19 protein-coding genes are annotated in these 21,757 nt (G+C 66.2%); 10 read left to right on the forward strand and 9 right to left on the reverse strand.

The features are described from left to right. Window positions 1-335 precede the first annotated feature (335 nt). The gene (locus ASE66_RS19000; protein ID WP_057191287.1) at window positions 336-1,718 is read right to left on the reverse strand and encodes an aspartate aminotransferase family protein; all 1,383 of its coding nucleotides are present in this window, start codon (window positions 1,716-1,718) and stop codon (window positions 336-338) included. Between the two features lie 358 nt (window positions 1,719-2,076). Between ASE66_RS19000 and ASE66_RS19005 the strand changes: the two genes are divergently transcribed. The 4 genes from ASE66_RS19005 (at window position 2,077) to ASE66_RS19020 (ending at window position 5,380) form a co-directional block, all read left to right on the forward strand. Continuing rightward, complete coding sequence (locus tag ASE66_RS19005; protein ID WP_057191902.1) at window positions 2,077-2,607, forward strand: hypothetical protein; 531 nt, start codon at window positions 2,077-2,079, stop codon at window positions 2,605-2,607. 17 nt (window positions 2,608-2,624) lie between these two features. Then, window positions 2,625-3,023, forward strand: coding sequence for a VOC family protein (locus tag ASE66_RS19010; protein WP_057191288.1), 399 nt, complete (start codon window positions 2,625-2,627; stop codon window positions 3,021-3,023). A 25-nt stretch (window positions 3,024-3,048) separates the two neighbouring features. Then, window positions 3,049-4,077 carry a P1 family peptidase gene (locus tag ASE66_RS19015; RefSeq protein ID WP_057191289.1) on the forward strand — a complete coding sequence of 343 codons (1,029 nt, stop codon included), beginning with the start codon at window positions 3,049-3,051 and terminating at the stop codon, window positions 4,075-4,077. A 121-nt stretch (window positions 4,078-4,198) separates the two neighbouring features. Next, entirely contained in the window at window positions 4,199-5,380 is a 1,182-nt protein-coding gene (locus tag ASE66_RS19020; RefSeq protein WP_057191290.1) for a GAF domain-containing sensor histidine kinase, read from the forward strand. 8 nt (window positions 5,381-5,388) lie between these two features. Here the strand turns inward: ASE66_RS19020 and ASE66_RS19025 are convergent, their stop codons facing one another. From ASE66_RS19025 to ASE66_RS19035, 3 genes are all read right to left on the reverse strand, one after another. Further along, complete coding sequence (locus ASE66_RS19025) at window positions 5,389-6,846, reverse strand: amidase family protein (protein ID WP_057191291.1); 1,458 nt, start codon at window positions 6,844-6,846, stop codon at window positions 5,389-5,391. Window positions 6,847-7,108: 262 nt separating this feature from the next. Beyond that, window positions 7,109-7,957, reverse strand: coding sequence for a patatin-like phospholipase family protein (locus tag ASE66_RS19030; RefSeq protein ID WP_057191292.1), 849 nt, complete (start codon window positions 7,955-7,957; stop codon window positions 7,109-7,111). Continuing rightward, complete coding sequence (locus ASE66_RS19035; protein WP_057191293.1) at window positions 7,957-8,439, reverse strand: MarR family winged helix-turn-helix transcriptional regulator; 483 nt, start codon at window positions 8,437-8,439, stop codon at window positions 7,957-7,959. Before ASE66_RS19035 ends, ASE66_RS19030 begins: the two co-directional genes overlap by 1 nt. Window positions 8,440-8,557: 118 nt before the next feature. Between ASE66_RS19035 and ASE66_RS19040 the strand changes: the two genes are divergently transcribed. The 5 genes from ASE66_RS19040 (at window position 8,558) to ASE66_RS19060 (ending at window position 12,726) form a co-directional block, all read left to right on the forward strand. Beyond that, window positions 8,558-10,180 (forward strand): long-chain-fatty-acid--CoA ligase, encoded by a 1,623-nt coding sequence (locus ASE66_RS19040; RefSeq protein WP_057191294.1) that lies wholly within the window; start codon window positions 8,558-8,560, stop codon window positions 10,178-10,180. 89 nt (window positions 10,181-10,269) lie between these two features. Then, window positions 10,270-10,851 (forward strand): hypothetical protein, encoded by a 582-nt coding sequence (locus ASE66_RS19045; RefSeq protein ID WP_057191295.1) that lies wholly within the window; start codon window positions 10,270-10,272, stop codon window positions 10,849-10,851. A gap of 38 nt (window positions 10,852-10,889) precedes the next feature. Next, complete coding sequence (locus ASE66_RS19050; protein ID WP_057191296.1) at window positions 10,890-11,189, forward strand: hypothetical protein; 300 nt, start codon at window positions 10,890-10,892, stop codon at window positions 11,187-11,189. 53 nt (window positions 11,190-11,242) lie between these two features. Further along, window positions 11,243-11,566, forward strand: a complete 324-nt coding sequence (locus tag ASE66_RS19055; protein ID WP_057191297.1) for a hypothetical protein — start codon at window positions 11,243-11,245, stop codon at window positions 11,564-11,566. A gap of 386 nt (window positions 11,567-11,952) precedes the next feature. Further along, window positions 11,953-12,726 carry a DUF4239 domain-containing protein gene (locus ASE66_RS19060; RefSeq protein ID WP_156412241.1) on the forward strand — a complete coding sequence of 258 codons (774 nt, stop codon included), beginning with the start codon at window positions 11,953-11,955 and terminating at the stop codon, window positions 12,724-12,726. A 20-nt stretch (window positions 12,727-12,746) separates the two neighbouring features. Here ASE66_RS19060 and ASE66_RS19065 read toward each other — a convergent pair whose 3' ends face one another. From ASE66_RS19065 to ASE66_RS19085, 5 genes are all read right to left on the reverse strand, one after another. Then, window positions 12,747-13,532, reverse strand: coding sequence for an alpha/beta fold hydrolase (locus ASE66_RS19065; RefSeq protein WP_057191299.1), 786 nt, complete (start codon window positions 13,530-13,532; stop codon window positions 12,747-12,749). 102 nt (window positions 13,533-13,634) lie between these two features. Beyond that, window positions 13,635-15,848: a methyl-accepting chemotaxis protein gene (locus tag ASE66_RS19070; protein ID WP_057191300.1), complete on the reverse strand. Its 2,214-nt coding sequence runs from the start codon at window positions 15,846-15,848 to the stop codon at window positions 13,635-13,637. A gap of 451 nt (window positions 15,849-16,299) precedes the next feature. After that, the gene (locus ASE66_RS19075; protein WP_057191301.1) at window positions 16,300-17,160 is read right to left on the reverse strand and encodes a LysR substrate-binding domain-containing protein; all 861 of its coding nucleotides are present in this window, start codon (window positions 17,158-17,160) and stop codon (window positions 16,300-16,302) included. A 9-nt stretch (window positions 17,161-17,169) separates the two neighbouring features. Next, window positions 17,170-18,852: a hypothetical protein gene (locus ASE66_RS19080; RefSeq protein WP_057191302.1), complete on the reverse strand. Its 1,683-nt coding sequence runs from the start codon at window positions 18,850-18,852 to the stop codon at window positions 17,170-17,172. A 2-nt stretch (window positions 18,853-18,854) separates the two neighbouring features. Next, window positions 18,855-19,691: a phosphate/phosphite/phosphonate ABC transporter substrate-binding protein gene (locus ASE66_RS19085; RefSeq protein ID WP_200964619.1), complete on the reverse strand. Its 837-nt coding sequence runs from the start codon at window positions 19,689-19,691 to the stop codon at window positions 18,855-18,857. 205 nt (window positions 19,692-19,896) lie between these two features. On the opposite strand from ASE66_RS19085, the gene ilvD reads away from it, so the two are divergent. Beyond that, window positions 19,897-21,738 (forward strand): dihydroxy-acid dehydratase, encoded by a 1,842-nt coding sequence (gene ilvD, locus ASE66_RS19090; protein ID WP_057191303.1) that lies wholly within the window; start codon window positions 19,897-19,899, stop codon window positions 21,736-21,738. Window positions 21,739-21,757: the final 19 nt, after the last annotated feature.

The raw sequence follows: 21,757 nt of genomic DNA on the forward strand, positions 1-21,757 counted from the left end.
GTCGGGCCGGCGGCGGCATCATGAAATTCTCGTGACGTTTTCATCGTCACACCGAGGCTTTGGTCAGCTTTGGCACAGTTTCGCGGGGGAGGCCTCGCCCAATAATGAAAGGCGCGTGGAACCTTCTCCCGTGTGGGAGAAGGGCAGGGATGAGGGCCTGCCCTATCCGTAGAAGGCGCAGCGGCTCCGAGTCGCCTTAACAATCAGCGGCGGACCCTCACCCCTACCCTCTCCACTGATCTCGGACTTGCCCGAGATCAGCACTCAGAGTGATCGAAGTCGGATAGACCCGACTTCGATGCGGGAGAGGGGATCCCACGCTCAATTGTTATCTGTCAGCCCGCCAGCAGGCCTTCCCCCTTGACCCAGTCGAGCGTCTTGCCCAGCGCCCGCTCATAGCGGTCGAACATCTCGTCGATCTCGGCCTCGGTGATCACCAGCGGCGGGCAGAAGGCGACGCGATCACCGCCCAGCGCACGCAGGATCAGGCCTTCCTCCTGGGCGAAGCTGGTCGACTTCAGCGCGACGCCTTTCTTGGCCTCGAACTGCGCCTTGCTCGCCTTGTCCTTGACGAACTCGATGCCGCCGATAAGGCCGACGCCGCGGGCCTCGCCGATCAGCGGGTGCTCGGCGAGCCTGGTCAGGCGCTGCAGGAACTTCGGCGCGACCCTGCGGACGTGATCGATGATCTTGTCGCGCTGGTAGATCTCCAGCGTCTTGACCGCGACCGCGCAGCCGACGGGGTGGCCGGCATAGGTGTTGCCGTGGCCGAAGGTGCCGATCTTCTTGCTCTGGTCGACGAGCACTTCGTAGACCTGTTCGTTGATCAGTACGGCGCTGAGCGGGAAATAGGCCGAGGTCAGCGCCTTGGCGCAGGACAGCGTGTCGGCCTTCATCTTGTAGGTGGTCGTGCCGAACATCTCGCCGGTGCGGCCGAAGCCGGTGATGACCTCGTCGGCGATGAACAGCACGTCGTATTTGGCAAGGACGGCGTTGATCGCCTCGAAATAGCCCTCCGGCGGGGTCACCGCGCCGCCGGCACCCATCACCGGCTCGGCGATGAAGGCGGCGACCGTGTCCGGCCCCTCGCGCTGGATCATCTCGTCGAGCTCGGCGGCGAGGCGCGCCGAGAAGTCGAGTTCGCTCTCGCCGGGCTGCGCGAAGCGATAATGGTGCGGGCAGGAGGTGTGCAGAATGCCGGGGAGCGGCAGGTCGAAATCGGTGTGGTTGGCCGGCAGGCCGGTCAGCGAGGCCGAGGCGACGGTGACGCCGTGATAACCCTTCAGCCGCGAAATGATCTTCTTCTTATTGGGACGGCCGAGCGCATTGTTCATGTACCAGACCAGCTTGACCTGGGTGTCGTTGGCGTCCGAGCCGGAGGCGCCATAGAACACCTTGGAGATCGGTACCGGCGCGATTTCCTTGAGCTTCTCGGCCAGCTCGATCGCCGGATCGTGGCTGCGGCCGGAGAAGAGATGGGTGAAGGGCAGCTTCTTCAGCTGCTCATAGGCGGCCTCGGCCAGCTCCTGATTGGAATAGCCGAGCGAGGTGCACCAGAGCCCGGCCATGCCCTCGATATAGTCCTTGCCGGTGGTGTCGTAGACGAAGACCCCCTTGCCGCGCTCCAGCACCAGCGGGCCGACCTCGCGATGAGCAGCCAGATTGGTGTAGGGGTGGACGAGCGTCTCGATGTCACGGACGGCGAGGTTGGTCAGCATTTCCGGCTCCCGATACTTATGCGTCGTTTATGCGAGCATAGACCGCAGCCGGCGCAAGCGCTGAGCGATTTTCCTGCAGATCGGGGCAGAGTCTGGCGCGGGACAGGCCGGGCTCGTCGGAATCTTGAGGCGGCCTTTTTCAGGTCGGGGCCCTCATCTGGAGGAGCGATCCGCTGGAGCGCGTCTCGAAGGATGCTCCAGCGGGTTCCGGAGCCTCCTGAAACATCCTTCGAGACGCCGCTGCGCGGCTCCTCAGGATGAGGGCTGGCGAAGGATATTTCGCCTGGAACGATTCCAATCACGCTTGCCAGCCGCCACCGCGATGCGCATGGTTCCGCGCCCTTCGAAGAGGACCAGCATGATCGATCCCGCCAGCATGGCGAACCAGCCGGCGCCCGGCCGCGACTGCGGCAGCTGCACGCTGTGCTGCAAGGTCTATGACGTGCCGGCGGTGGAGAGCGTCGCCGGCACCTGGTGCAGGCATTGCCTGCCTGGCCGGGGCTGCGGCATCCACGCGACGCGGCCGGAGCATTGCCGCGCCTTCTTCTGCCTCTGGATGACGCAGAATTTCCTCGGGCCGGAGTGGAAGCCGGACAAGGCCCGTTTCGTGCTGACCATGGACCCGGCGACCAGCTGGCTGTTCGTCCAGCTCGATCCCGGCGCGCCGCAGGCCTGGCGCAAGGAGCCTTACCTCACGCAGCTGCGCCGCTGGGCCGCCGCCGGCAACCGCCCGGTGATCGTCTTCCTCAACAAATCGGCGACCGCGGTCATGCCGGACCATGACGTGCCGCTCGGCGCGATCGAGCCGGATGAGCGCCTGGTGTTGCGTGAGGAGCTGGCCGGCGGGCGGCCGCGCGTGACGGTGGCGAAGGTCAAGGCTGCGGCGTGAGCGCGCCGGGCCGGCCGATGCTTCACCATCTCTCGCTCGGAGTGGCCGATATCGAGCGCGCCGCCCTGTTCTACGATACCGTGCTCGCACCGCTTGGATATACCCGTATCTGGAGCGATCTTCGGCCCGGCGAGAGCAATCAGGCCGTCGGTTACGGCATTCCAGGCGGTGGCGACGCGCTGGCGCTGAAGCATCGTCCTGACGGAGCACGGCCGCCGGGGTCAGGGTTCCATGTCGCTTTCGCGGCTCCGGGCCGGGAGGCCGTCGACGAGTTTCATCGCGCCGCGCTCCAGCATGGTGGGCGCGATAATGGTGCGCCCGGCCTGCGCGTGCATTACGGCCCGCATTATTATGCGGCCTTCGTCGTCGATCCCGACGGCCACAACATCGAGGCTGTGTTCAACACGGCGGTGTAGCTGCCCCGACAACAGGAGAACGCCCTTGAGCGAACGGGCGCGCGATTTTGGCCTGCTCTGCGGCTCGCTGCAGCCGGGGCCGCTCAATGCGATCACCGATGTGCCAGGCGTCGCCGTGGGGCATTGCACGGTACGCGAAGGCGACCTGCTCACCGGCTTCACCGCGGTGCTGCCGCACCAGGGCGATCTCTTCCGCGAGAAGGTTCGGGCCGGCGTCGACGTCATCAACGGCTTCGGGAAGAGCGCCGGGCTGATGCAGCTCGCCGAGCTCGGCCAGATCGAGACGCCGATCCTGCTCGGCAACACCTTTGCGGTCGCTGTAGGCATCGAGGCCTTGGTCGGGCGCGCGCTCGCAGGCAATCCGGAGATCGGCCGCAGCACCGGCACGGTCAACTCGCTCGTGCTCGAATGCAATGACGGCTTCCTGTCCGACATCCGGGCCCGACGCCTGACGGTCGCCGATGCCGAGGCTGCGCTCGACGCAGCCAAAAACGGGCCGGTCGAGGAGGGCGCGGTCGGCGCCGGTACGGGCATGAGCGCCTTCGGCTTCAAGGGCGGCATCGGCACGGCTTCGCGGCTGATCGAATTCGATGGCCGCAGCTTCACGCTCGGCGTGCTGGTGCAGGCGAATTTCGGCAATGCCGGCGACCTCGTCCTGCCGGACGGGCGTCGCCCGGTGCCACCTGCGCAGGGGAAAATCCCCTCTCCGGAGCGCGGCTCGGTCATCATCGTGCTGGCGACCGACCTGCCGCTGGAGAGCCGCCAGCTCACGCGCATCGCCCGGCGCTGTGGCGCGGGACTGGCGCGGCTCGGCGCCTTCTGGGGCAATGGCAGCGGCGACATCGCCATCGCCTTCTCGACCGCGAACCGGATCGCCCATCACGACGAGGCCGATCTCGTCCCGCTCATTGTGCTCAACGAGAACCGGATCGACCTGCCATTCCGCGCCGCGGCCGAGGCGACGCAGGAGGCGGTGCTGAACGCCATGCTGGCCGCACTGGATACGGTTGGGCGGGATGGCAATCACCGGCCGTCGTTGGCGGATTACGTTTGATCCGTCCGCACTGTGCAGGAGCCGGCGATCGGCATGTCGTGCGGCAAAAACAGGCCAGTTGGTCTGAAGCGCTGTCTTTTGACATAGACGTAAGATCGCCGGTGGGCCGATTGCTGTTTCAATGAGTTCGATGCCGCAGGATTTCTCCGAAGACGTCGCGGCCATCGCATCGATCGCCGCGGTGCCGACCATCCTCGACGTCGTCTGCCGGACGACCGGGATGGGCTTTGCCGCCATAGCGCGCGTGACCGAGGATCGCTGGGTGGCTTGCGGCGTCCGCGACGAGATCGCGTTCGGACTTCAGCCCGGGGGCGAGCTCAAGGTCGAAACCACCATTTGTCACGAGATCCGGCAGCATCGCGATGTCGTCGTCATCGACAATGTCGCGGAAGACCCGATCTACAGCGCGCACCACACGCCGCAGATGTACGGCCTGCAGAGTTACATCTCGATGCCGATCATCCTCCCGGATGGCCAGTTCTTCGGCACGCTATGCGCGATCGACCCCAGGCCCCGCTCGCTCAACAATCCGACGACGCTGGGCATGTTCAAGCTCTTCGCCGAGCTGATCGCCTTTCACCTCGATGCGCATCAGCAACTGGCGGCGACCCAGGCCAGCCTCGCCGGCGAGGTCCAGAACAGCGAAACCCGCGAGCAGTTCATCGCTGTGCTCGGACATGATCTGCGCAATCCCGTGGCCTCGGTCGCAGCCGGGCTGAACATGCTCGACCGGACCGAGGACATCGCGAAGATCCGGTCTCTGACCGGGATGATGCGGCACAGCCTCGTGCGGATGTCCGACCTGATCGACGATGTCCTCGATTTTGCGCGGGGACGGCTTGGTGGTGGCATCCAGCTCGATCGCGGCGACGAAACCGGGCTGGAGGCCATGCTCGAGCAGGTCGTCGGCGAGTTGCGGTCCTCGCATCCCGATCGTGACCTGCTGAGCGAACTCGATCTGTCAGGGCCGATCGATTGCGACGGCGCAAGGATCGCGCAGATGCTGTCGAACCTCGTCGCCAACGGCCTCACGCATGGCGCTGATGATCGGCCTGTCATCGTGCGTGCCCACAAGACGCGCGACTACTTCGAGCTGTCGATCGCCAATGCCGGCGAGCCGATCCCCCTCGCGGTCAGGAAAGAACTCTTCAAACCGTTCGTCCGTGCCTCGGCGAAGCCGAGCCAGCAGGGCCTCGGTCTCGGGCTCTATATCTGCTCGGAAATCGCGAAAGCCCATGGCGGGACGCTCGAGGTTTCCTCCGATGCGGACGAGACCCGGTTCACGTTCCGGATGCCGCTCTGAGCGAGCGGCTATTGTGCTCCGGGTGACCGATACCCCCCGCCCAATCTCTCCAGCATCGCTCCGACCGCGATCGCCATCCGGTCCTCGCCGAAGGGCGCGATGATCTGCACGCCGGTCGGCAGGTCGGTCTTGGACAGGCCGATCGGTGCTGAAAGCGCCGGCAAATCGGCGCCGGTGGCGAGGCTCGCCCAGCACAGGAAGTCGAGATAGGGCCGCTCCACTCCATCGATGTCGAGCCGGCGGGCGTGGAAATCGGGCAGATGGTCGTGCCTTTGCGCCGCGACCGGCGCCGGCGGGCAGAGCAGGACATCCCAGTTCTGGAAGAAGCGGGCCCATTGCCGCTTCAGAGCGAGGCGGCGCTGGTGGAGCTGCTGGTAGAGGCCGGGCGTCATGCGGGCGCCGCGCGCCTGCAACGCCTGATGCGAGAGGTCGCCGGGCGCATACTTCGCCGCCTGCGCCTGGATGCGGGCGCGCACCTTCGGCGGCAGGCCATAGGCGACGACGGCGTGGTTCAGCAGCGCATAGACCTCATAGGCCTCGGTGAAACGGAAGCCGGGGCGGGCGGTCTCGTCGACGATCGCACCGGCCTCGGCGAGGCGTTGCCCGGCTTCGCGCACGGCCTCCGAGACCTCGTTGGTGACCGGTGCGAACGGTTCCTGCGCCCAGATGGCGACGCGAAGGCCCTTCGCTTCCGTCCGGCGCGGGGCGGGCAAGGTCGCTCCTGCGACATTTGGATCGCGCGGGCCGATCAACACCGGCAGGACTAGCTCAAGGTCTTCGGTCGCACGGGCGATCGGGCCGGCGACGACGAGGTCGGCATTGCGCAGGGTGCGCCGCTCCGGTGGCGGCGGGACCAGCCCCCAGGTCGAGACCAGACCCCAGCTCGTCTTCAGCCCGAAGACGCCGCAGGCCTGCGCCGGCCAGCGGATCGAGGAGCCGAGATCGGAGCCGAGCTCGAAGGCGCTCATCCCCGTGGCGACCGCGACCGCCGCGCCTCCGGAGGATCCGCCGGGGGAATATGCGTCGTTCCAGGGGTTGTTGGTGACGCCATGGGCCGGGTTGTAGCTCTGGAAGTCGCCGGAGAAGACCGGAACCATGGTCTTGCCGAGGATGACCGCGCCGGCAGCGCGCAGGCGAGCGACGGCGGCGGCGTCCTCCTGCGGGATGCGCTCCTTATAGGCCGGCAGGCCGCCGGAGGAGGGCAGGCCGGCGACGTCGAAGGCATCCTTGATCGTGATCGGCAGGCCTTCGAGCGGGCGCCCCTCGCCAGCCGCGATGCGCCGGTCCGACTCCGCCGCCATCGCTCGCGCGGCGTCGCGATCCTGCGCGACGATGGCGTTGAGGGAAGGGTTCAGCGCGTCGATGCGGGCGAAGGTCGCTTCGAGCAGCTCTCGGGCGCTGAAGCGGCGGGCGAGCAGAGCGGCGCGCAGGCTGGTGGCTGAGGCGGTGAGATCGATCGAGGCCATCGGGGAATCCGGCGGAGGGAGGATCAAGTCGTAGACCAGGGTCGCTGGCCAGGACAATCAAGTGCCTTACGTGGTGGAGTGCAAAAACCCCTCTCCCGGATGGGAGAGGGGCAGGGGTGAGGGACCGCCGTTGACTACTGAAGCGCGACGGCTCCGCTGTGCCTTCTGCGGATGGGGCAGGNNNTCCCTGCCCTTCTCCCACACAGGAGAAGGGTTCCCCGCGCCCTTGTTTGCCGGCAGCGCCTACCGAATCCTGATCTGCTTATCCCGCCAGCCGCCGCTCCATGCCGCGCAAGAAATCCTCGCCATCCCTCACCCCGAGCTCATAGGCGAAGCGGATGCCTTCCCAGTTGCGGATGGTGAACTGGCTGACCGGGATCACTTGCGAGGGGCGGACATAGGTGCGGTTCTCGACCTGCGGCACCTCGGCGAAGGGGCGCGTCAGCAGCACCAGCGTCTGCTCGCCGGCCGCCTCCATCTCGGCGAGCGCCCAGGCCGGGGCACTGTCGACCAGGCCGCCATCGAGCGCGGCGCGGGCGCCGATATTGCCCGCCGGCATGAAGGGCGGTACGGCGGCGCTCGCCATCAGTGCATCGACCAGCGCCTCGGGATTGGCGCAGTCGGCGATGCGGACCAGGTCGGGCCGGAAGCCGAGTTTCCGGCCCACGGTCGGGTGCACCGGGCGGCGGAGGCGCTTCTCAAGCTGGTAGGCGCCGATGCCGATGGTGGTGATGACAGGCAATGGCCAGAAGCGCGGCGGCCGCGAGATCGCGATCAGGAAATCGGCCTGGCCCTTCAGTGTTGCCAGCCGCTCCGGCGTGAACAGGCTCGCGAGCATGCCGCGATACATCTCGGCGATGGGGAAGAGCCGGCCGCCCCGGCGAAAGGCAGCCCAGTCGACCTCGGAGGTGCGGCCGGTGCAGGCCTCGCGCAGCATCTCGCGCACGGTCGGGCCGACGCCGAGCGCATTGTAGAGCATCGCCCCGGCCCCGGCGCTGGCACCGACCACCCGGCGCGGCTTCAGGCCGATCTGCGGCGCCACCGTCTCGTAGAAGCCACCCTGCCAATAGCAGCGGTTGCCACCGCCGGCATAGGCCAGGCCTGCGAACATCAGCCCTGGTCCGCGTCGATGGCGCGGGCGCGCTCGCGCCAGGCCAGGACCAGCCGGTCGAGTTCGGCGAGGTCTTCCGCCGGCAGTTTGCCGAGCGTCTGCGTGACATAGTCGTGCTGCGTCGCCATGCCGGCCTCGGCGAGGCGGCGGCCCTCGGGCGTCAGGTGCATGGCGTAGGAGCGGCGGTCGCCGACGATGGCGCGGCGCTCGACCAGGCCGGCCTGGACCAGTCGGTCGACGAGGCCCGAGACATTGCCCTTGGTGACGTAGAGCCGTTCGGCGAGCTCGCTCTGGCTGATGCCCTCGCGCTCGGTCAGCGTCGAGAGCAGGTCGAATTGCGGGATGGAGAGACCGAGCTCGCGGATGCGCGCCGTCATCTGGCCGAGCATGCGCTGGTGCAGGCGCATGAAGCGGAACCAGACGCGGTCCGGCTCGATGGGTTCCGGGGCGGGGACTGGGTGCGACACTGACAAGGCGTTCATTCCCTAGATCGTTTAGTTATAAACTAACTCATCTCCCAGACGGACGCGAGGGCTTTCGCCGCAAGGCGTCCGCTGGCTATGCTGCCAAAAAGCGAAGCAAGACGACAGGGAGAAACGCATGCTCGGGCTGATGCAGAATTGGCCGCTGCTGATCCACCGGATCATCGACCACGCGGCGATCCAGCACGGCACCCGCGAAGTTGTCTCCCGCGGCGTCGAAGGGCCGATCCGGCGCACGACCTATGCCGAGGTCCGTCATAACGCGCTCAGGATCGGCAAAAGGCTGACAGGGGAGGGTATTCGCCTCGGCGACCGCGTCGCGACGCTCGCCTGGAACACCGACCGGCATCTGGCGCTCTGGTACGGGATCAGCGGCATCGGCGCGATCACCCACACGGTCAACCCGCGGCTCTTCCCGGAGCAGATCGCCCAGTTGATCAACCATGCCGAGGACCGGCTGGTCTTCCTCGACCTCACCTTCGTTGCGCTGATGGAGGGCCTGCAGGACAAGCTGCCGAGCGTCGAGCGCTATGTGATCCTGACCGACGCGGCGCATATGCCGGAGACCTCGCTCAGGAGCGCCGTCGCCTACGAGGACTGGCTCGCTGGGGCCGATGCCGATTTTGCCTGGGCCGCGTTCGACGAGAACACCGCGGCAGGGCTCTGTTACACCTCGGGAACGACCGGAGGCCCCAAGGGCGTGCTCTATTCGCACCGCTCCAACGTGCTGCACGCCATGGCCTGCGCCCAGCCGGATTATATGGGCCTGTCGGCGCGTACGGTGGTGATGCCGGTGGTGCCGCTCTTCCATGCCAACAGCTGGTCGCTGGCCTTCTCGGCGCCGATGACCGGTGCGAAGCTGGTCATGCCCGGCATGAAGCTCGACGGCGCCTCGCTGCTGGAGCTGCTGAACGGCGAAGGCGTGACGCTGACCGCGGCGGTGCCGACGGTCTGGCTCGGCCTGCTCCAGCATCTCGAGGCTGATGGCGGCAAGCTCAACAGCCTGAAGCGCGTCGTCATCGGCGGCTCGGCCTGTCCGCGGGCGATGACCGAGGCATTCGAGACGAAGTACGGCGTCACCGTCGACCACGCCTGGGGCATGACCGAGATGAGCCCGATCGGCTCGTTCTGCTCGATCAAGCCGGTCTATTCCGAGCTCCAGGGCGACGGGCTCTACGACCTCAAGGTCAAGCAGGGCCATCCGCAGTTCGGCGTCGAGTTTCGCCTGACCGACGATCACGGCACGGAGCTGCCCTGGGATGGCAAGACCTTCGGACGGCTGAAAGTGCGTGGGCCGGCCGTCGCCGGCGCCTATTATCGCCATGATCAGCCGATCCTCGACGAGCACGGCTTCTTCGATACCGGCGACGTCGCGACCATCGACCCGCATGGCTATATGCAGGTCACCGACCGATCCAAGGACGTGATCAAGTCGGGCGGCGAATGGATCTCCTCGATCGAGCTGGAAAACCTCGCCATCGGCCATCCCGACGTGGCCGAGGCGGCTGTGATCGGCGTCGCCCATCCGAAATGGGACGAGCGGCCGCTTCTGGTCATCGTGCCCAAACCCGGCAAGACGCCCGGCCGCGAGGAGATGCTCGCCTTCATGACCGGCAAGGTCGCGAAATGGTGGCTCCCCGACGATGTCGTGCTGGTCGAGGCGATTCCGCACACCGCGACCGGCAAGATCCAGAAGACGGCGCTGCGGGAGATGTTCCGGGAATATCGGTTGCCGGGGTGAGCGCGCGGGAGGGCCGCGATGGGTGGTTTGCGGACATTGGGGCTCACTGCCAGACTGCCGCATGAACTTTGGGCGGGGCCGCCTGTGAAATGATAACCATTGGGGCTGATTTTGGTGGGCCGGAGCTCAAAGGCACGGTCGTACGCGATGCCGTTCTGGCTGCTATGAACGTCGCATCCGACACCCGCCGTAAGAATTACGATGACGGCACATCAGGCTGGATCAACCCAATATTCCTCGTTCCCGGATCCATCACGCAACCTGATTTCGAAGGCTACAAGATCGGGCATTTCTCGGCCAAGAGAAAAGGCGTAGTTGTCATGATCGCCGTCCCAGAATCGGCTGCACTGGGGGATCAAGTCCACTTCCGGATCTATTCACTCCTCCATGGCGCTACGAGATTAGCAGCCAGTTTCTTTGCCGAGAAGAACATAGCCTTCGATCATGACGAATGTGCCAGGGTGCTGACGGCAGTGGCAGAACGTTTGCGGGTCGATCCCAACAAACTGTGGGTGCCATCGCCCCAGAATGCCAGGGTTTCGCCCGGGCGGTCCAATGGTCTCGGTATCGCATGGCGTTGCGCAAACTATCTCGCCAGAGCAGTGCTCGTAGTTGGCCTGCTCTGGGTAGCAATGATTGTCATCCTCATCGTGGCACGGGACTACCGCTGACCGCAGGACAGAACCTCGTAAGCCTAAAGGAACAACAGATGTCGGCTTCATCGGATCTTGCCGCAACCAGGAACGGGTATTCGCTCATTCTCGCGAAGCTCATCGAGCGACTTGATGCCAATGGGGCTCTGTCGAAGGACGATTTCAGACTTGAATTACTGGAACTAGCGGCCCGCATCGAGATCGATTGGGAGGATGCATACGAGCCCGGCGCCCGTCGGCTGGACGTGGCAGCTCTGCGGGGAATTGCCGATAGGTTGCAGGAGAAGAAGGATGGACTGACCTCGCGCCTCGGCTACGGAGCGAAACTTGATGCCGAGCCGAGCAATGACGAGTAACCGAGGTCCGCGCTGGGCCGGCAGGCGTTAAGCTTTTCAGTTAAGGCTGAGGAATGAGTTACGCGGTCAAGCTCGCGATCTTTCCGCCGTGGAAAGCACCGGTTCCCTCTGAGACGGTCGGGACGTTCGCGACCATTGACGAGGCCACCGCAGCCGGAGGGCGAGCCCTGATGCCGATCGCGGAACGCGAGCTCATCGCACTGGCAGGCCAATTCCGGCCCGTATCCGCGAAAATCGGTGGGCAGTCCAGAACATCAATCGATGTGCCGGATCAGGCAGTTCACGGCTTCCTGATCTATGATGCCGCAGGGGTCGAGGTTTTCAACTGGACCACGCTCGACGTTGCTGTCCAACGGGCTGCTTTGGAGCCGGAGTAATAGCGGTTCGTATTGGTCCGCATCGGGTCGGAAGCTGCCGTCGAATAAGCATGTCCAGCCCCGCCCGCCCGCGCGGCGAGGGTTTGAAGGCAAGCGCAAGTCCAAGGGGAGCGCGGGGGCGGGTACGGCGGCTTTCGGCCGCTTGTCGAATGTAGATGTCGAGATAAGAAGCGGCTGATGCTCGCCGCTCCTGAATCCCGCGCTCGGTCCCCTGATGGTGCCCCGCAGTGCTTTCAGTCCCGGCTCAACAGAGCAAGACCCGGACAGCGAGACCTTCCGCTAGGGAATATCGATTGCCGGCGCGAGCGAGACAGGGAAAGCTGAGATTAGTACGGACCGAGCGTCCTGCTCGCACGCCGAGACAAGGAGATCGCATGGAACTCCTCTTGGTCTTCGCGTTTCTGGCGCTGTTTAGCCTGAGCGCGCTGGCGGGGCTCGCGCTGCGCAAGCGCCTGCACGAACGCCACCTGACCAGTGAGAACATGGAGTCGATCAGGCTGGTTACCGGCCTGATGGTCACCTTCGCCGCGCTCATCCTCAGTTTGCAGTTGTCGACGGCTCGGACGCATTACGACGTCACCAGCGCGCATCGATCGGCCTATGCCGCCCGCCTCGCCAATCTCGATCAATGTCTGCGCGTCTTCACGGCGGCGGCCGATCCGATCAGGCTGAAGCTTCGGCAATACACCGCCGCGGTGATCGCGAGCACCTGGCCGCGCGAGATCGCTCCAGAGGTCGCGGGTATGCCCGATCCGCGCGGCATGGCTGTTCGTGGCGAGGATAGCGGGCTGACGCGTTTGATGAACGATATCGGTGCCGAGGTGGACGCGCTCGAGACCGCCGGTCTCGAACACTCGGCGGCCCGTTGCCGCGCCGCCTACGCAGCCGTCTTGGCGGCGAGATGGAACGTCATCGAGGATGCGAACACAGCCTCCGGTGGATTCTTCGTATGTTTTGTGAGCTTCTGGCTCAGCCTGGTCTTCCTGAGCTTCGGCCTGCAGATCCCGCGCCTTGCGCTCAGTGCGGCCGTCCTGGCGATCGGGGTGTTCTCCGTTTCGAGCATCATGTTCGTGATCGTCGACCTCAACTTCCCCTATGGGGGGGTGTTCCACATCCCCAGCACGGCTATGCGCGAAGCCCTCGCCGATATGCTGCGATAAGGGGCTGTCAGCGCCGCGGATCAGATCGCCGCGAGGAAACCCGCGATCGCCGCGACCAGCGTGCCTTCCGCCTCGCGATGCGGGACATGGCCGATCCCTGGCAGGATCAGTGCCTCCCCACGTCCTTCGGCGATCCGTTGGGGATGGCGGGTCGAGCCGTATTCGTCGCGTTCGCCATGGACGGCGAGGACCGGGCAGCGCAGGCCGGCAAGGGGACGGTCGAGGTCCCAATCGGCGAAGGCGGGCGAGAGCCAGGTCCCGATCCAGGCGTCCAGCACCCAGGGCGTCCTGTCGCCGTGATAGCGCGCCAGCCGGGCGAGGTTGCCCTCGTCCCGGAAATCGCGCTGGGCCACCCTGATGCCGGCCAGCGTCCTGTCCTCGATGAAGGTCTGGGCGGCGATGGTGACGAGCGCCTGGCAGCGCCCGGGCCAACGCGCTGCCGTCTCGATCGCCATGCAGCCGCCGACGCTGTGGCCGCAGGCGATGAAATCGCCGATGCCGAGCTGGTCGGAGAGGACCGGTACGACGCTTGCCGCCTCATCCGCGACGAAATCGAGGCCGAGCCGTCCCGGATTTGGATCGGAGCGACCAAAACCGAGGCGGTCATAGGCGACGACGCGCCGGCCGGTCGTTGCCGCGAGCTTTTCGGGAAAGCTTCGCCAGAGCTCGATGCAGCCGAGCGAGTCGTGGAAGAGCAGGATCGGCGGAAGCCGCCCCGCCGTCGGAGCTGGCGGCGACCAGCTTCGCGTGAAGAGGTGGTGTTCACCGAGCCGGAGCAGGGCGTCCCGTTGGTCGATGGTCGTCACTCGGGCACGCTCTGCCGGCACTTGTCGAAGCGGCTATCCTGCCTTGGCGTTCGACATGTCCACAAGGAGGCCGGCCGCCTTTAAGGGCGGCCGGCGGGTTGATCAGAATTCTTCCCAACCGCTGTCGCCATGCTTGCCGGCATTGGCGACCTTGCGCGGGGCGGGGCTGAAGGCGGTCGCCGCGAGCTTCTGCAGGCGCTGCGGCTCGGGGGCTGCGGGCTTGCGCGTGGCCGCCGGCCTGGCAGCCTGGCGGGCAGGGGCGGCATGGCGCGTGGCCGCATGGGTGGCGACGGCGTCGCCCCCCGTCTTGAACGCCGCGACGAGGTCGTTGAGCTGCGTGATGCGCTGGTTGAGCGCATTGGCCGATGCGGCGCTCTGCTCGGAGAGAGCGGCGTTCTGCTGGGTCATCTCGTCCATATGCGCGACGGTCTGGCTCATCTCCTCGATGCCGTTGGCCTGCTCGCCCGCGGCCGAGGAGATGTCGGCGATGGTCGCGGCGACTTTCTGCGACGCCGCGAGGATCTGCGTCAGCGCATCGCCGGCCTGCCGCACCAGCTTGACGCCTTCGCCGACCTCGGCGTTCGAGGACGAGATCAGCGTCGAGATGTCCTTGGCCGCCTCGCCCGAGCGCTGGGCCAGGGTGCGCACCTCGGAGGCGACCACGGCGAAGCCCTTGCCGGCATCGCCGGCGCGGGCCGCTTCGACCGCCGCATTCAGCGCCAGCAGATTGGTCTGGAAGGCGATGTCGTCGATCACGCGGGTGATGTCGGAGATCTTCTTCGAGGCCTCCTCGATCCGGGCCATGGCAGAGACAGCCTTGCCGGCGATCTCGCCGCCGCCCTCGGCCGCGCGCATCGCCTCCTCGGCGGTCGACGCTGCCTGGCGTGAGGCCTGGGCCGAGGCTTTCACGGAGGCGGCGAGCTCCTCGGTCGTCGCGGCGCTTTCCTCGAGCGAGGAGGCCTGCTCTTCGGTGCGCTTGGAGAGGTCGTCCGCGCCGGTCGCGATCTCGCGGGCCGAGAGGCCGACATCGGCCGAGGTGAGCTGGATCGTCTTCACCGTCGAGGACAGCCGTTCGACGGTCTCGTTCACCGCCGCCTTCAGCTCGCCGAAGCGGCCGCGATACGGGGTGGCGATGTCCTGCGTCAGGTCGCCCTCGGCGACACGCTGCAGCACGGCGACGAATTCGGTCGTGGCGCTGTCGACCACGGCGTTGATCTCGTTGATGCCGGCGACCAGCTTCTGCATCTGTTCGTCGGCGTCGCCGATCTCCAGCCGGGCTGAGAAGTCGCCGTCGGCGGCGGCGGCGACGACTTCGCCGACATCGGAAACGACGCGCGACATTGCCTCGGCACGGGCTGCGCGCGCCGCGGCTTCCGCCCGCTCCTGCGCTTCCAGCGCGCGGATCTGCACCAGCTTGTCGCGGAAGAGCAGCAGCGCCCCGGCGACGGCGCCGACCTCGTCATGCCGCCCGGTCTGCTGGATCGGTGTCTCGAGCTCGCCATTGGAGAGGCCGTCGATGCTGGTCTTGATCGCGGCGAGCGGCCGGATGACGCGCGAGACGATCAGGGCGCCGGTCGCGAGCATCAACGCGACCAGCGTGCCGAGCAGCAGGTTGAACACCCACTGGATCTGATTGACCGTGGCGTTGGTCGTATCGAGGAGGGCATTGGTGCGCGCTTCGACCATCACGAAGAACTCGTCGACGGGCTTCATGATCTCGGCCTTCATCCGATCGTAATCGGTCGAAAACAGCAGCTCGCGGGCGAGGTTGAGATCGCGCTCTTTCTTGACGGTGTATTTGCCGTTGCCATCCTCGAACAGCCCCTTGGCGGCGTTCATGGCGCGGGTTTCGAGGGCGACGAGACCTTCCGACTTGGCGCTGGCCTGATTGAGCCTGGCGAACTCGGCGTCGGTGAAGCCGGCTTCCTTCATCGCCGCCAGCAGCGCCTTGGTCTCGCCGGGGCCGCGCGGGCGCACGGCATTGTCGAGGACGAGGTCCCAGTAGATCCGGTGCGGCTCGACCGGGCGGGCCTTCTCGCCACTGCGCATGGCGATGACTTCGAGATATTGCTGCTCATAGCGCGCATTGCCGGTGACGGCGAAGGTCCGCGCCAGCCGCGTCAGGTCGTCCGAGCTCTGCCGGAATTCGTCGGCGAGCAGATACGAGGTATGCGCCTGGCGATAGGCGCCGGCGCGGGCCTCGACGGCCCGCTCCTGAAAATACCAGGCCGCGATGATGGCGACGATCAGGGCGGCGAAGAGCCCTGCAATGCACAGGAATGTCTGCTTGATCGTGAGATTGGCTGCCAGGCGCATATGCGGGTTCCTAGACTGCGTGGGGTTGGCTGGAGCTCGCATGGGCGACGGCGAGGGCGAATTCGGATCGAGTGGTACGATCACCTTGCGAGATGCCTGAGCGCTGTTCGCCCATTGGGATGATGCACCCTCAATACGCAGGGATGTGCGACCGCAAGGCCGTTCTGTACTGTCGACGGTAGGTGTAAGGGAAATCCGAGTGCTCATTTTCTAAGCAGACGGTTGCGCCGTGATAGTAAATTTTTACTAAAGTATCGGTTTGAATTGCCGATATTTGTTTTGGAGCAGTGTGGGCTGTTGCCCGGCAGACGCAATCGGGCAGGGCGGAAGCTTGTCGCGATGGTATTTTTGCAGCTTTCGCGGGTTTATGATGGATTTTACAACCTGATATATAGTCCGCGTTTCGCAGATATTACCGTACGGAAAGGTCCACCGAGCGCAATCACACGTTTCAGTCGGCTGCAATCTTCAACGTTTCCGTGAGGAAGCTGGCGAGCGCGCGGGTTGCCGGCGTCGGCCGGCCCGGCGCGAGATGCAGCGCAATCTCGGAGGCCGGCAGGGCAGGCAGGCCGTCAGCTTCGCCGAGCAGGCGCAACCCCTCGCGCGCCGTGCCGGCCTTGACCACGGTCAGCGCCGCCCCGGCAGCCGCAACCGCCTCGACCGCGCCGATGCTGGAGGACGAGAACAGGATGCGCCAGGGCCGTCCTGCCTCGTTCAGCGCGGCGAGCGCCCATTCGCGGTACATGTTCGGCGCCTTGAGCAGCGCCAGCGGCAGCGGGCCCGGCGGAGGGAAGTCATGCCGGTCGGACCAGGCCCAGGCGGTGCGCTCAACGCGCAGCACCTCGCCGCTGCCGTCGCCGGCCTTCTGCGTCGCCAGGACGAGGTCGAACGCCTCGCCGAGATTGGCGATGAGGTCGCGGGTGAAGCCGGTGGTGACCTCGAGCTCGACCTCCGGATGCGAGCGGGCGAAACGGGCGAGCGTCTCGGGCAGGACGATGGTGGCGTAATCGTCCATCACCGCGAGCCGGACGCGGCCGGAGACGCTTTGCGCCCTGACCACGTCGAGCGCCTCGTCATGTAGCGCGACGATGCGGCGGGCGTAACCGAGGAAATCCTCGCCGGCGCGGGTCAGCAGCACCTCCTGCGGCGAGCGCTGCAGCAGGGTCTGGCCGGCGATCTCCTCGAGCTTTCGCACCTGCGTGGAGATCGTCGATTGCGTGCGGTTGAGCGCAGCCGCGGCGCGGGTGAAGGAGCGCAGCTCCGCGATGGTGACGAAGGTCCGCAGCAGGTCGATGTCGATATTGCGCAGCAAGGGTGCCTCTCAGGCGCAGCAAACGGGCCGGCGGACATCCGTCCGGCAGGCGCAGGACGAGGTGATCGGTACGTCGGTTCGCGCCAAGGCCGCAGCCAGCTTGCGTTGGAGTTCCGGCCGTTCCCGGGTCTCTTCGCGGCGCTGCAAGCATTCGACGAGGCCGTGCAGTGCCCAGACATTGCCCGGATGCTGGGCGCAGCGTTGGATACCGCCGCTGAGGCCGAGGTCGTCGCGATAGACCATCTCCGCCTCGGCATGATGTCCCTGCTCCATCAGCAGGGCGGCGAGGGCGTGCCGCGGCGGGTGCATCCAGGCCCATGGCTCGGTGTAGTTCAAATGGTCGTCGAGATGGACGGCCTTCCTGAGCTGCTCATAGGCACGCTCATGGTTGCCTTTGTGATAGTCGAGTTCGCCACCGAGCATGGCCTCGCCCACGGCGAGGGTATCGTGGGCGTAATTGCTGAGGAAGCGATAGTCCGCGCCGATGCGTGCCTTGGCGCGGGCGAACAAATGCTGCTCTCGTTCGGCATTGGCGAAATCCTTCAGCGTCGCATGGGCGATGCCGCGCGCGTAGTGCTGCATCGGGGTGGAGACGCGATAGATCTCGGGATCGCCGGGGAAGGGCTCGTCGAGGATCTCCCGCCAGCGGCCGAAGCGGACGAGGACGTGCATCTTCATCGAGGCATAGGCCTCGCATGTCCTGACGAGCTTGGGCCGGTCATGCAGCGAGAGGATGTCCGGCGTCACGATGGCCCGGACCTTGTTCGCCGCCGCGAGCGCTGGCCGGTACTGGCCGAGCAGCATGCAGGCATGCATCATCAGGTGCAGGTCGTGGCAACGCGCCGTGACGTAGAAGTTTCGTGATCCCGCATAGTCGGCATAGAGGTCGTCGGCGCGGATCGCCTGTTCGCTGGCCAGCCTCGACCGCTCATAGTCACCACACAGCACATAGATGTGCGCCGGCATGTGGTTCATGTGGCCGGCATCCGGCAGCCTGTCGGTCAAGCTGTCCGCCGAGGCGAGGGCGCGCTCCGGCTCGTTCGACATTTCGAGCAGATGGATGTGCAGATGCAGCAGCGCCGGGTGCGGCGGCGCGCCGGCCGCTTCGGCCATGGCGATGCCGCGTTCGCAGACGCTGAGAGCCTCCAGCGTGTCGGCGTCCCGGGCGGGGCGTCCGGTCCTCAAATCCCAGAGGCGCCGCGGCGTGCGCGTGATCAGGGCTTCGACCAGCAGGGCCATGACGTCCTGATCGTCCGGGCAGGCGTGATGGACCCGGCGCATCGCGGCGGCGTAGTCGTCATCCCAGCGATCATACTCCTCCGGCCCGACCGGATGGGGCTTCTGGAAGCGCCTGGCGAGGGCCTCGACGAGCAGGCGCTCGGCATCATCAGTGCCTTCGCTGAGGGAAAGCGCTTGCTGGATATGGTCGAAGGCGAGCCGGGTGGTCGCCTGCGCCTCCAGTGGACCGAGGTCGCGCCAGGCCAGATTGTAGAAAGGGCCGGCGCCATAGGCGACGCCCCAATGCGCCATGACGCAATCGGGGTCGAAATCCAGCGCCCGCTGGAAGCACTTGACCCCTTCCTCCTGATTGAAGCCGAAGCACCAGTTGAGGCCGAGATCGAAGAAGCGCTGCGCCTCGGGAGAGGCGGTCCGGATGATGCGCTTGTGGAGGCCGAGATCGAAGCGATCCATCGTCACACCAGTTCGGGATAGCCCAGCTCGGCGGCCTCCCGCTCGTAATCGAGGATGCGTTCGTAAGGAGCATGCGAGGCCGGGCCGATCGAGGCAATGCGCAAGGCCGCCAGCACCATGCGGTGCTCCGGCTTCGCCGACAGGGCGAGCAGCGCGGCGCGCAGAGCTTCGACCTGCGCCGGTGCGGTCGCGATCGAGGTGACGAAGGGTATGGCCGGGCTCGGCGGCGTTTCCGCGATGACGCGCAGCCCCGCCACGGCCTGCGGTCTGTGCTCGCTGAAATAGGCATAGGTCATGCAGTCGATCGAGGCGGCGTCGAGCTCGCCGGCGGCGACGCGCGCCATGCTGAACGGGTGCGTTCCCGTCTCGACGATTTCGCTGAAGAACGGCTTGCCGCCGGCGAGGGGGGCGATCAGCCGCCGTGGCAGGTTCATGCCGGAGTTGGATTGCCGGCTATTGCAGGCGAAGCGCGTGCCGCGCAGGTCCTCGACGGTCTCGAAAGGGGAATCGTCCCCGACGAGGATGAAAGCGCAATGGCTCGCCTCGCTGCAACCCGGCGCGTCGTAGCTGGGCACGCCGAGCAATTGGTACTGGCCGCGATAGATCGTCTGCAGCGGGTAGCCGCAGGTCTGCGAGAAGAAGATTTCGGGGCCGATGGCAGCGGGAACGGCGGGGCGGTCGAAGGAGAAGGCCTCTGGCAACTCTCCGGCCTCCGGCCCGAGCTCGGTGACGAGCGCGTTCCAGAAGGCCAGATAGAGCGCGCGCATTTCGGGGAGATTGTACATCGGCGAGGTCGCCGAGAGCGGCGGTGCCTTTGTCCGCGCAGCGATATCCGTCATGTCCAATCCCGTCCCCATTCGGTTCGGCATGCTAGGGGAGGGAGCCATCGGCCGACAAGCGAGGGCAACGCCGCATGGCGTTGTGCCCCGCAGCATGGACAGCGCCGATGATCAAAATCGAATAATTCAATTTTGGCTGGCCGTGCGTCGCCGCTAGCTATAGGGCGAGCCCTTCTGTTCGGACGTAGCGTCAAAGAGGTCAAGCATGCCGAGGCTGAGATCCGCCACCACCACCCATGGCCGCAACATGGCCGGCGCCCGCGGCCTCTGGCGCGCCACCGGCATGAAGGACTCGGATTTCGGCAAGCCGATCATCGCGGTGGTGAACTCCTTCACCCAGTTCGTGCCGGGCCATGTCCATCTCAAGGATCTCGGCCAGCTCGTCGCGCGCGAGATCGAGAAGGCCGGCGGCGTCGCCAAGGAATTCAACACCATCGCGGTCGATGACGGCATCGCCATGGGCCATGACGGCATGCTCTATTCGCTGCCTTCGCGCGAATTGATCGCCGACAGCGTCGAATACATGGTCAACGCCCATTGCGCCGACGCGATGGTCTGCATCTCCAATTGCGACAAGATCACGCCCGGCATGCTGATGGCGGCGATGCGCCTGAACATCCCGGTCGTCTTCGTCTCGGGCGGGCCGATGGAAGCCGGCAAGTACATCGCCGAGGGCGTGCTGAAGAAGGTCGACCTGGTCGACGCCATGGTCGCCGCCGCCGACAGCAATCTCAGCGATGCCGAGGTCGACGTGATCGAGCGCTCGGCCTGTCCGACCTGCGGCTCGTGCTCGGGCATGTTCACCGCCAATTCGATGAACTGCCTGACCGAGGCACTGGGTCTTGCACTGCCGGGCAACGGCTCGACGCTGGCGACCCATGCCGACCGCAAGCGCCTCTTCGTCGAGGCCGGCCATCTCATCGTCGACATCGCCAAGCGCTGGTACGATCAGGACGATGCCTCGGTGCTGCCGCGCAATGTCGCCAGCTTCAAGGCGTTCGAGAACGCGATGACGCTCGACATCTCGATGGGCGGCTCGACCAACACGGTGCTGCATTTGCTCGCCGCGGCGCATGAGGCCGAGATCGACTTCACCATGGCCGATATCGACCGGCTGTCGCGGAACGTGCCGGTGCTGTGCAAGGTCGCCCCGGCCGTCGCCAACGTCCACATGGAGGATGTCCACCGCGCCGGCGGCGTCATGGCGATCCTCGGCGAGCTCGACCGGGCCGGGCTGATCGATACCTCGCTGCCTACGGTCCACAGCGCCACGATGGCCGAGGCGCTGGAGCGCTGGGACATCAGGCAGACCCAAAGCGAGGCGGTGCGCTCGTTCTACAGCGCCGCGCCCGGCGGCGTGCCGACGCAGGTCGCCTTCAGCCAGGACCGGCGCTACGAGGAGCTCGACCTCGATCGCGAGACCGGTGTCATCCGGGAAAAGGCGCATGCGCATTCGCAGGATGGCGGCCTTGCCGTGCTCTACGGCAATATCGCGCTCGACGGCTGCATCGTGAAGACGGCCGGCGTCGACGCCTCGATCCTGACCTTCTCCGGCAAGGCGGTGATCTTCGAGAGCCAGGACGCGGCGGTCGAGGGCATCCTCAACAACAAGGTCAAGGCCGGCGAGATCGTGCTGATCCGCTATGAAGGCCCGCGCGGCGGGCCGGGCATGCAGGAGATGCTCTATCCGACGAGCTATCTGAAATCGAAGGGGCTCGGCAAGGCCTGTGCGCTCATCACCGACGGGCGCTTCTCGGGCGGCTCGTCGGGCCTCTCGATCGGCCATGTCTCGCCCGAGGCCGCCGAGGGCGGCGCGATCGGCCTGGTCGAGAGCGGCGACGTGATCGAGATCGACATTCCGAACCGCGGCATCAGCCTCAAGGTCTCCGACGAGGAGATGGCGCGCCGGCGTGCGGCGATGGAGGCCAAGGGCAAGGATGCCTGGAAGCCGGCGGCGCCGCGCAAGCGCAAGGTCACGACCGCGCTCAAAGCCTATGCGGCATTGGCGACCAGCGCGGCCAAGGGGGCGGTCAGGGCGATCGACTGAGCGATCAGGCGCGGTTCGC

The sequence above is a fragment of the Allobosea sp. Root483D1 genome (genome assembly GCF_001429505.1).
GTDB lineage: Bacteria > Pseudomonadota > Alphaproteobacteria > Rhizobiales > Beijerinckiaceae > Allobosea.

Coding starts and splice junctions, on each gene's coding strand:
- ASE66_RS19000 (WP_057191287.1), bottom strand. CDS start 1,718: ATGCTGACCAACCTCGCCGTCCGTGACATCGAGACGCTCGTCCACCCC.
- ASE66_RS19005 (WP_057191902.1), top strand. CDS start 2,077: ATGATCGATCCCGCCAGCATGGCGAACCAGCCGGCGCCCGGCCGCGAC.
- ASE66_RS19010 (WP_057191288.1), top strand. CDS start 2,625: ATGCTTCACCATCTCTCGCTCGGAGTGGCCGATATCGAGCGCGCCGCC.
- ASE66_RS19020 (WP_057191290.1), top strand. CDS start 4,199: ATGAGTTCGATGCCGCAGGATTTCTCCGAAGACGTCGCGGCCATCGCA.
- ASE66_RS19025 (WP_057191291.1), bottom strand. CDS start 6,846: ATGGCCTCGATCGATCTCACCGCCTCAGCCACCAGCCTGCGCGCCGCT.
- ASE66_RS19030 (WP_057191292.1), bottom strand. CDS start 7,957: ATGTTCGCAGGCCTGGCCTATGCCGGCGGTGGCAACCGCTGCTATTGG.
- ASE66_RS19035 (WP_057191293.1), bottom strand. CDS start 8,439: ATGAACGCCTTGTCAGTGTCGCACCCAGTCCCCGCCCCGGAACCCATC.
- ASE66_RS19040 (WP_057191294.1), top strand. CDS start 8,558: ATGCTCGGGCTGATGCAGAATTGGCCGCTGCTGATCCACCGGATCATC.
- ASE66_RS19045 (WP_057191295.1), top strand. CDS start 10,270: ATGATAACCATTGGGGCTGATTTTGGTGGGCCGGAGCTCAAAGGCACG.
- ASE66_RS19050 (WP_057191296.1), top strand. CDS start 10,890: ATGTCGGCTTCATCGGATCTTGCCGCAACCAGGAACGGGTATTCGCTC.
- ASE66_RS19055 (WP_057191297.1), top strand. CDS start 11,243: ATGAGTTACGCGGTCAAGCTCGCGATCTTTCCGCCGTGGAAAGCACCG.
- ASE66_RS19070 (WP_057191300.1), bottom strand. CDS start 15,848: ATGCGCCTGGCAGCCAATCTCACGATCAAGCAGACATTCCTGTGCATT.
- ASE66_RS19080 (WP_057191302.1), bottom strand. CDS start 18,852: ATGGATCGCTTCGATCTCGGCCTCCACAAGCGCATCATCCGGACCGCC.
- ASE66_RS19085 (WP_200964619.1), bottom strand. CDS start 19,691: ATGACGGATATCGCTGCGCGGACAAAGGCACCGCCGCTCTCGGCGACC.
- ilvD (WP_057191303.1), top strand. CDS start 19,897: ATGCCGAGGCTGAGATCCGCCACCACCACCCATGGCCGCAACATGGCC.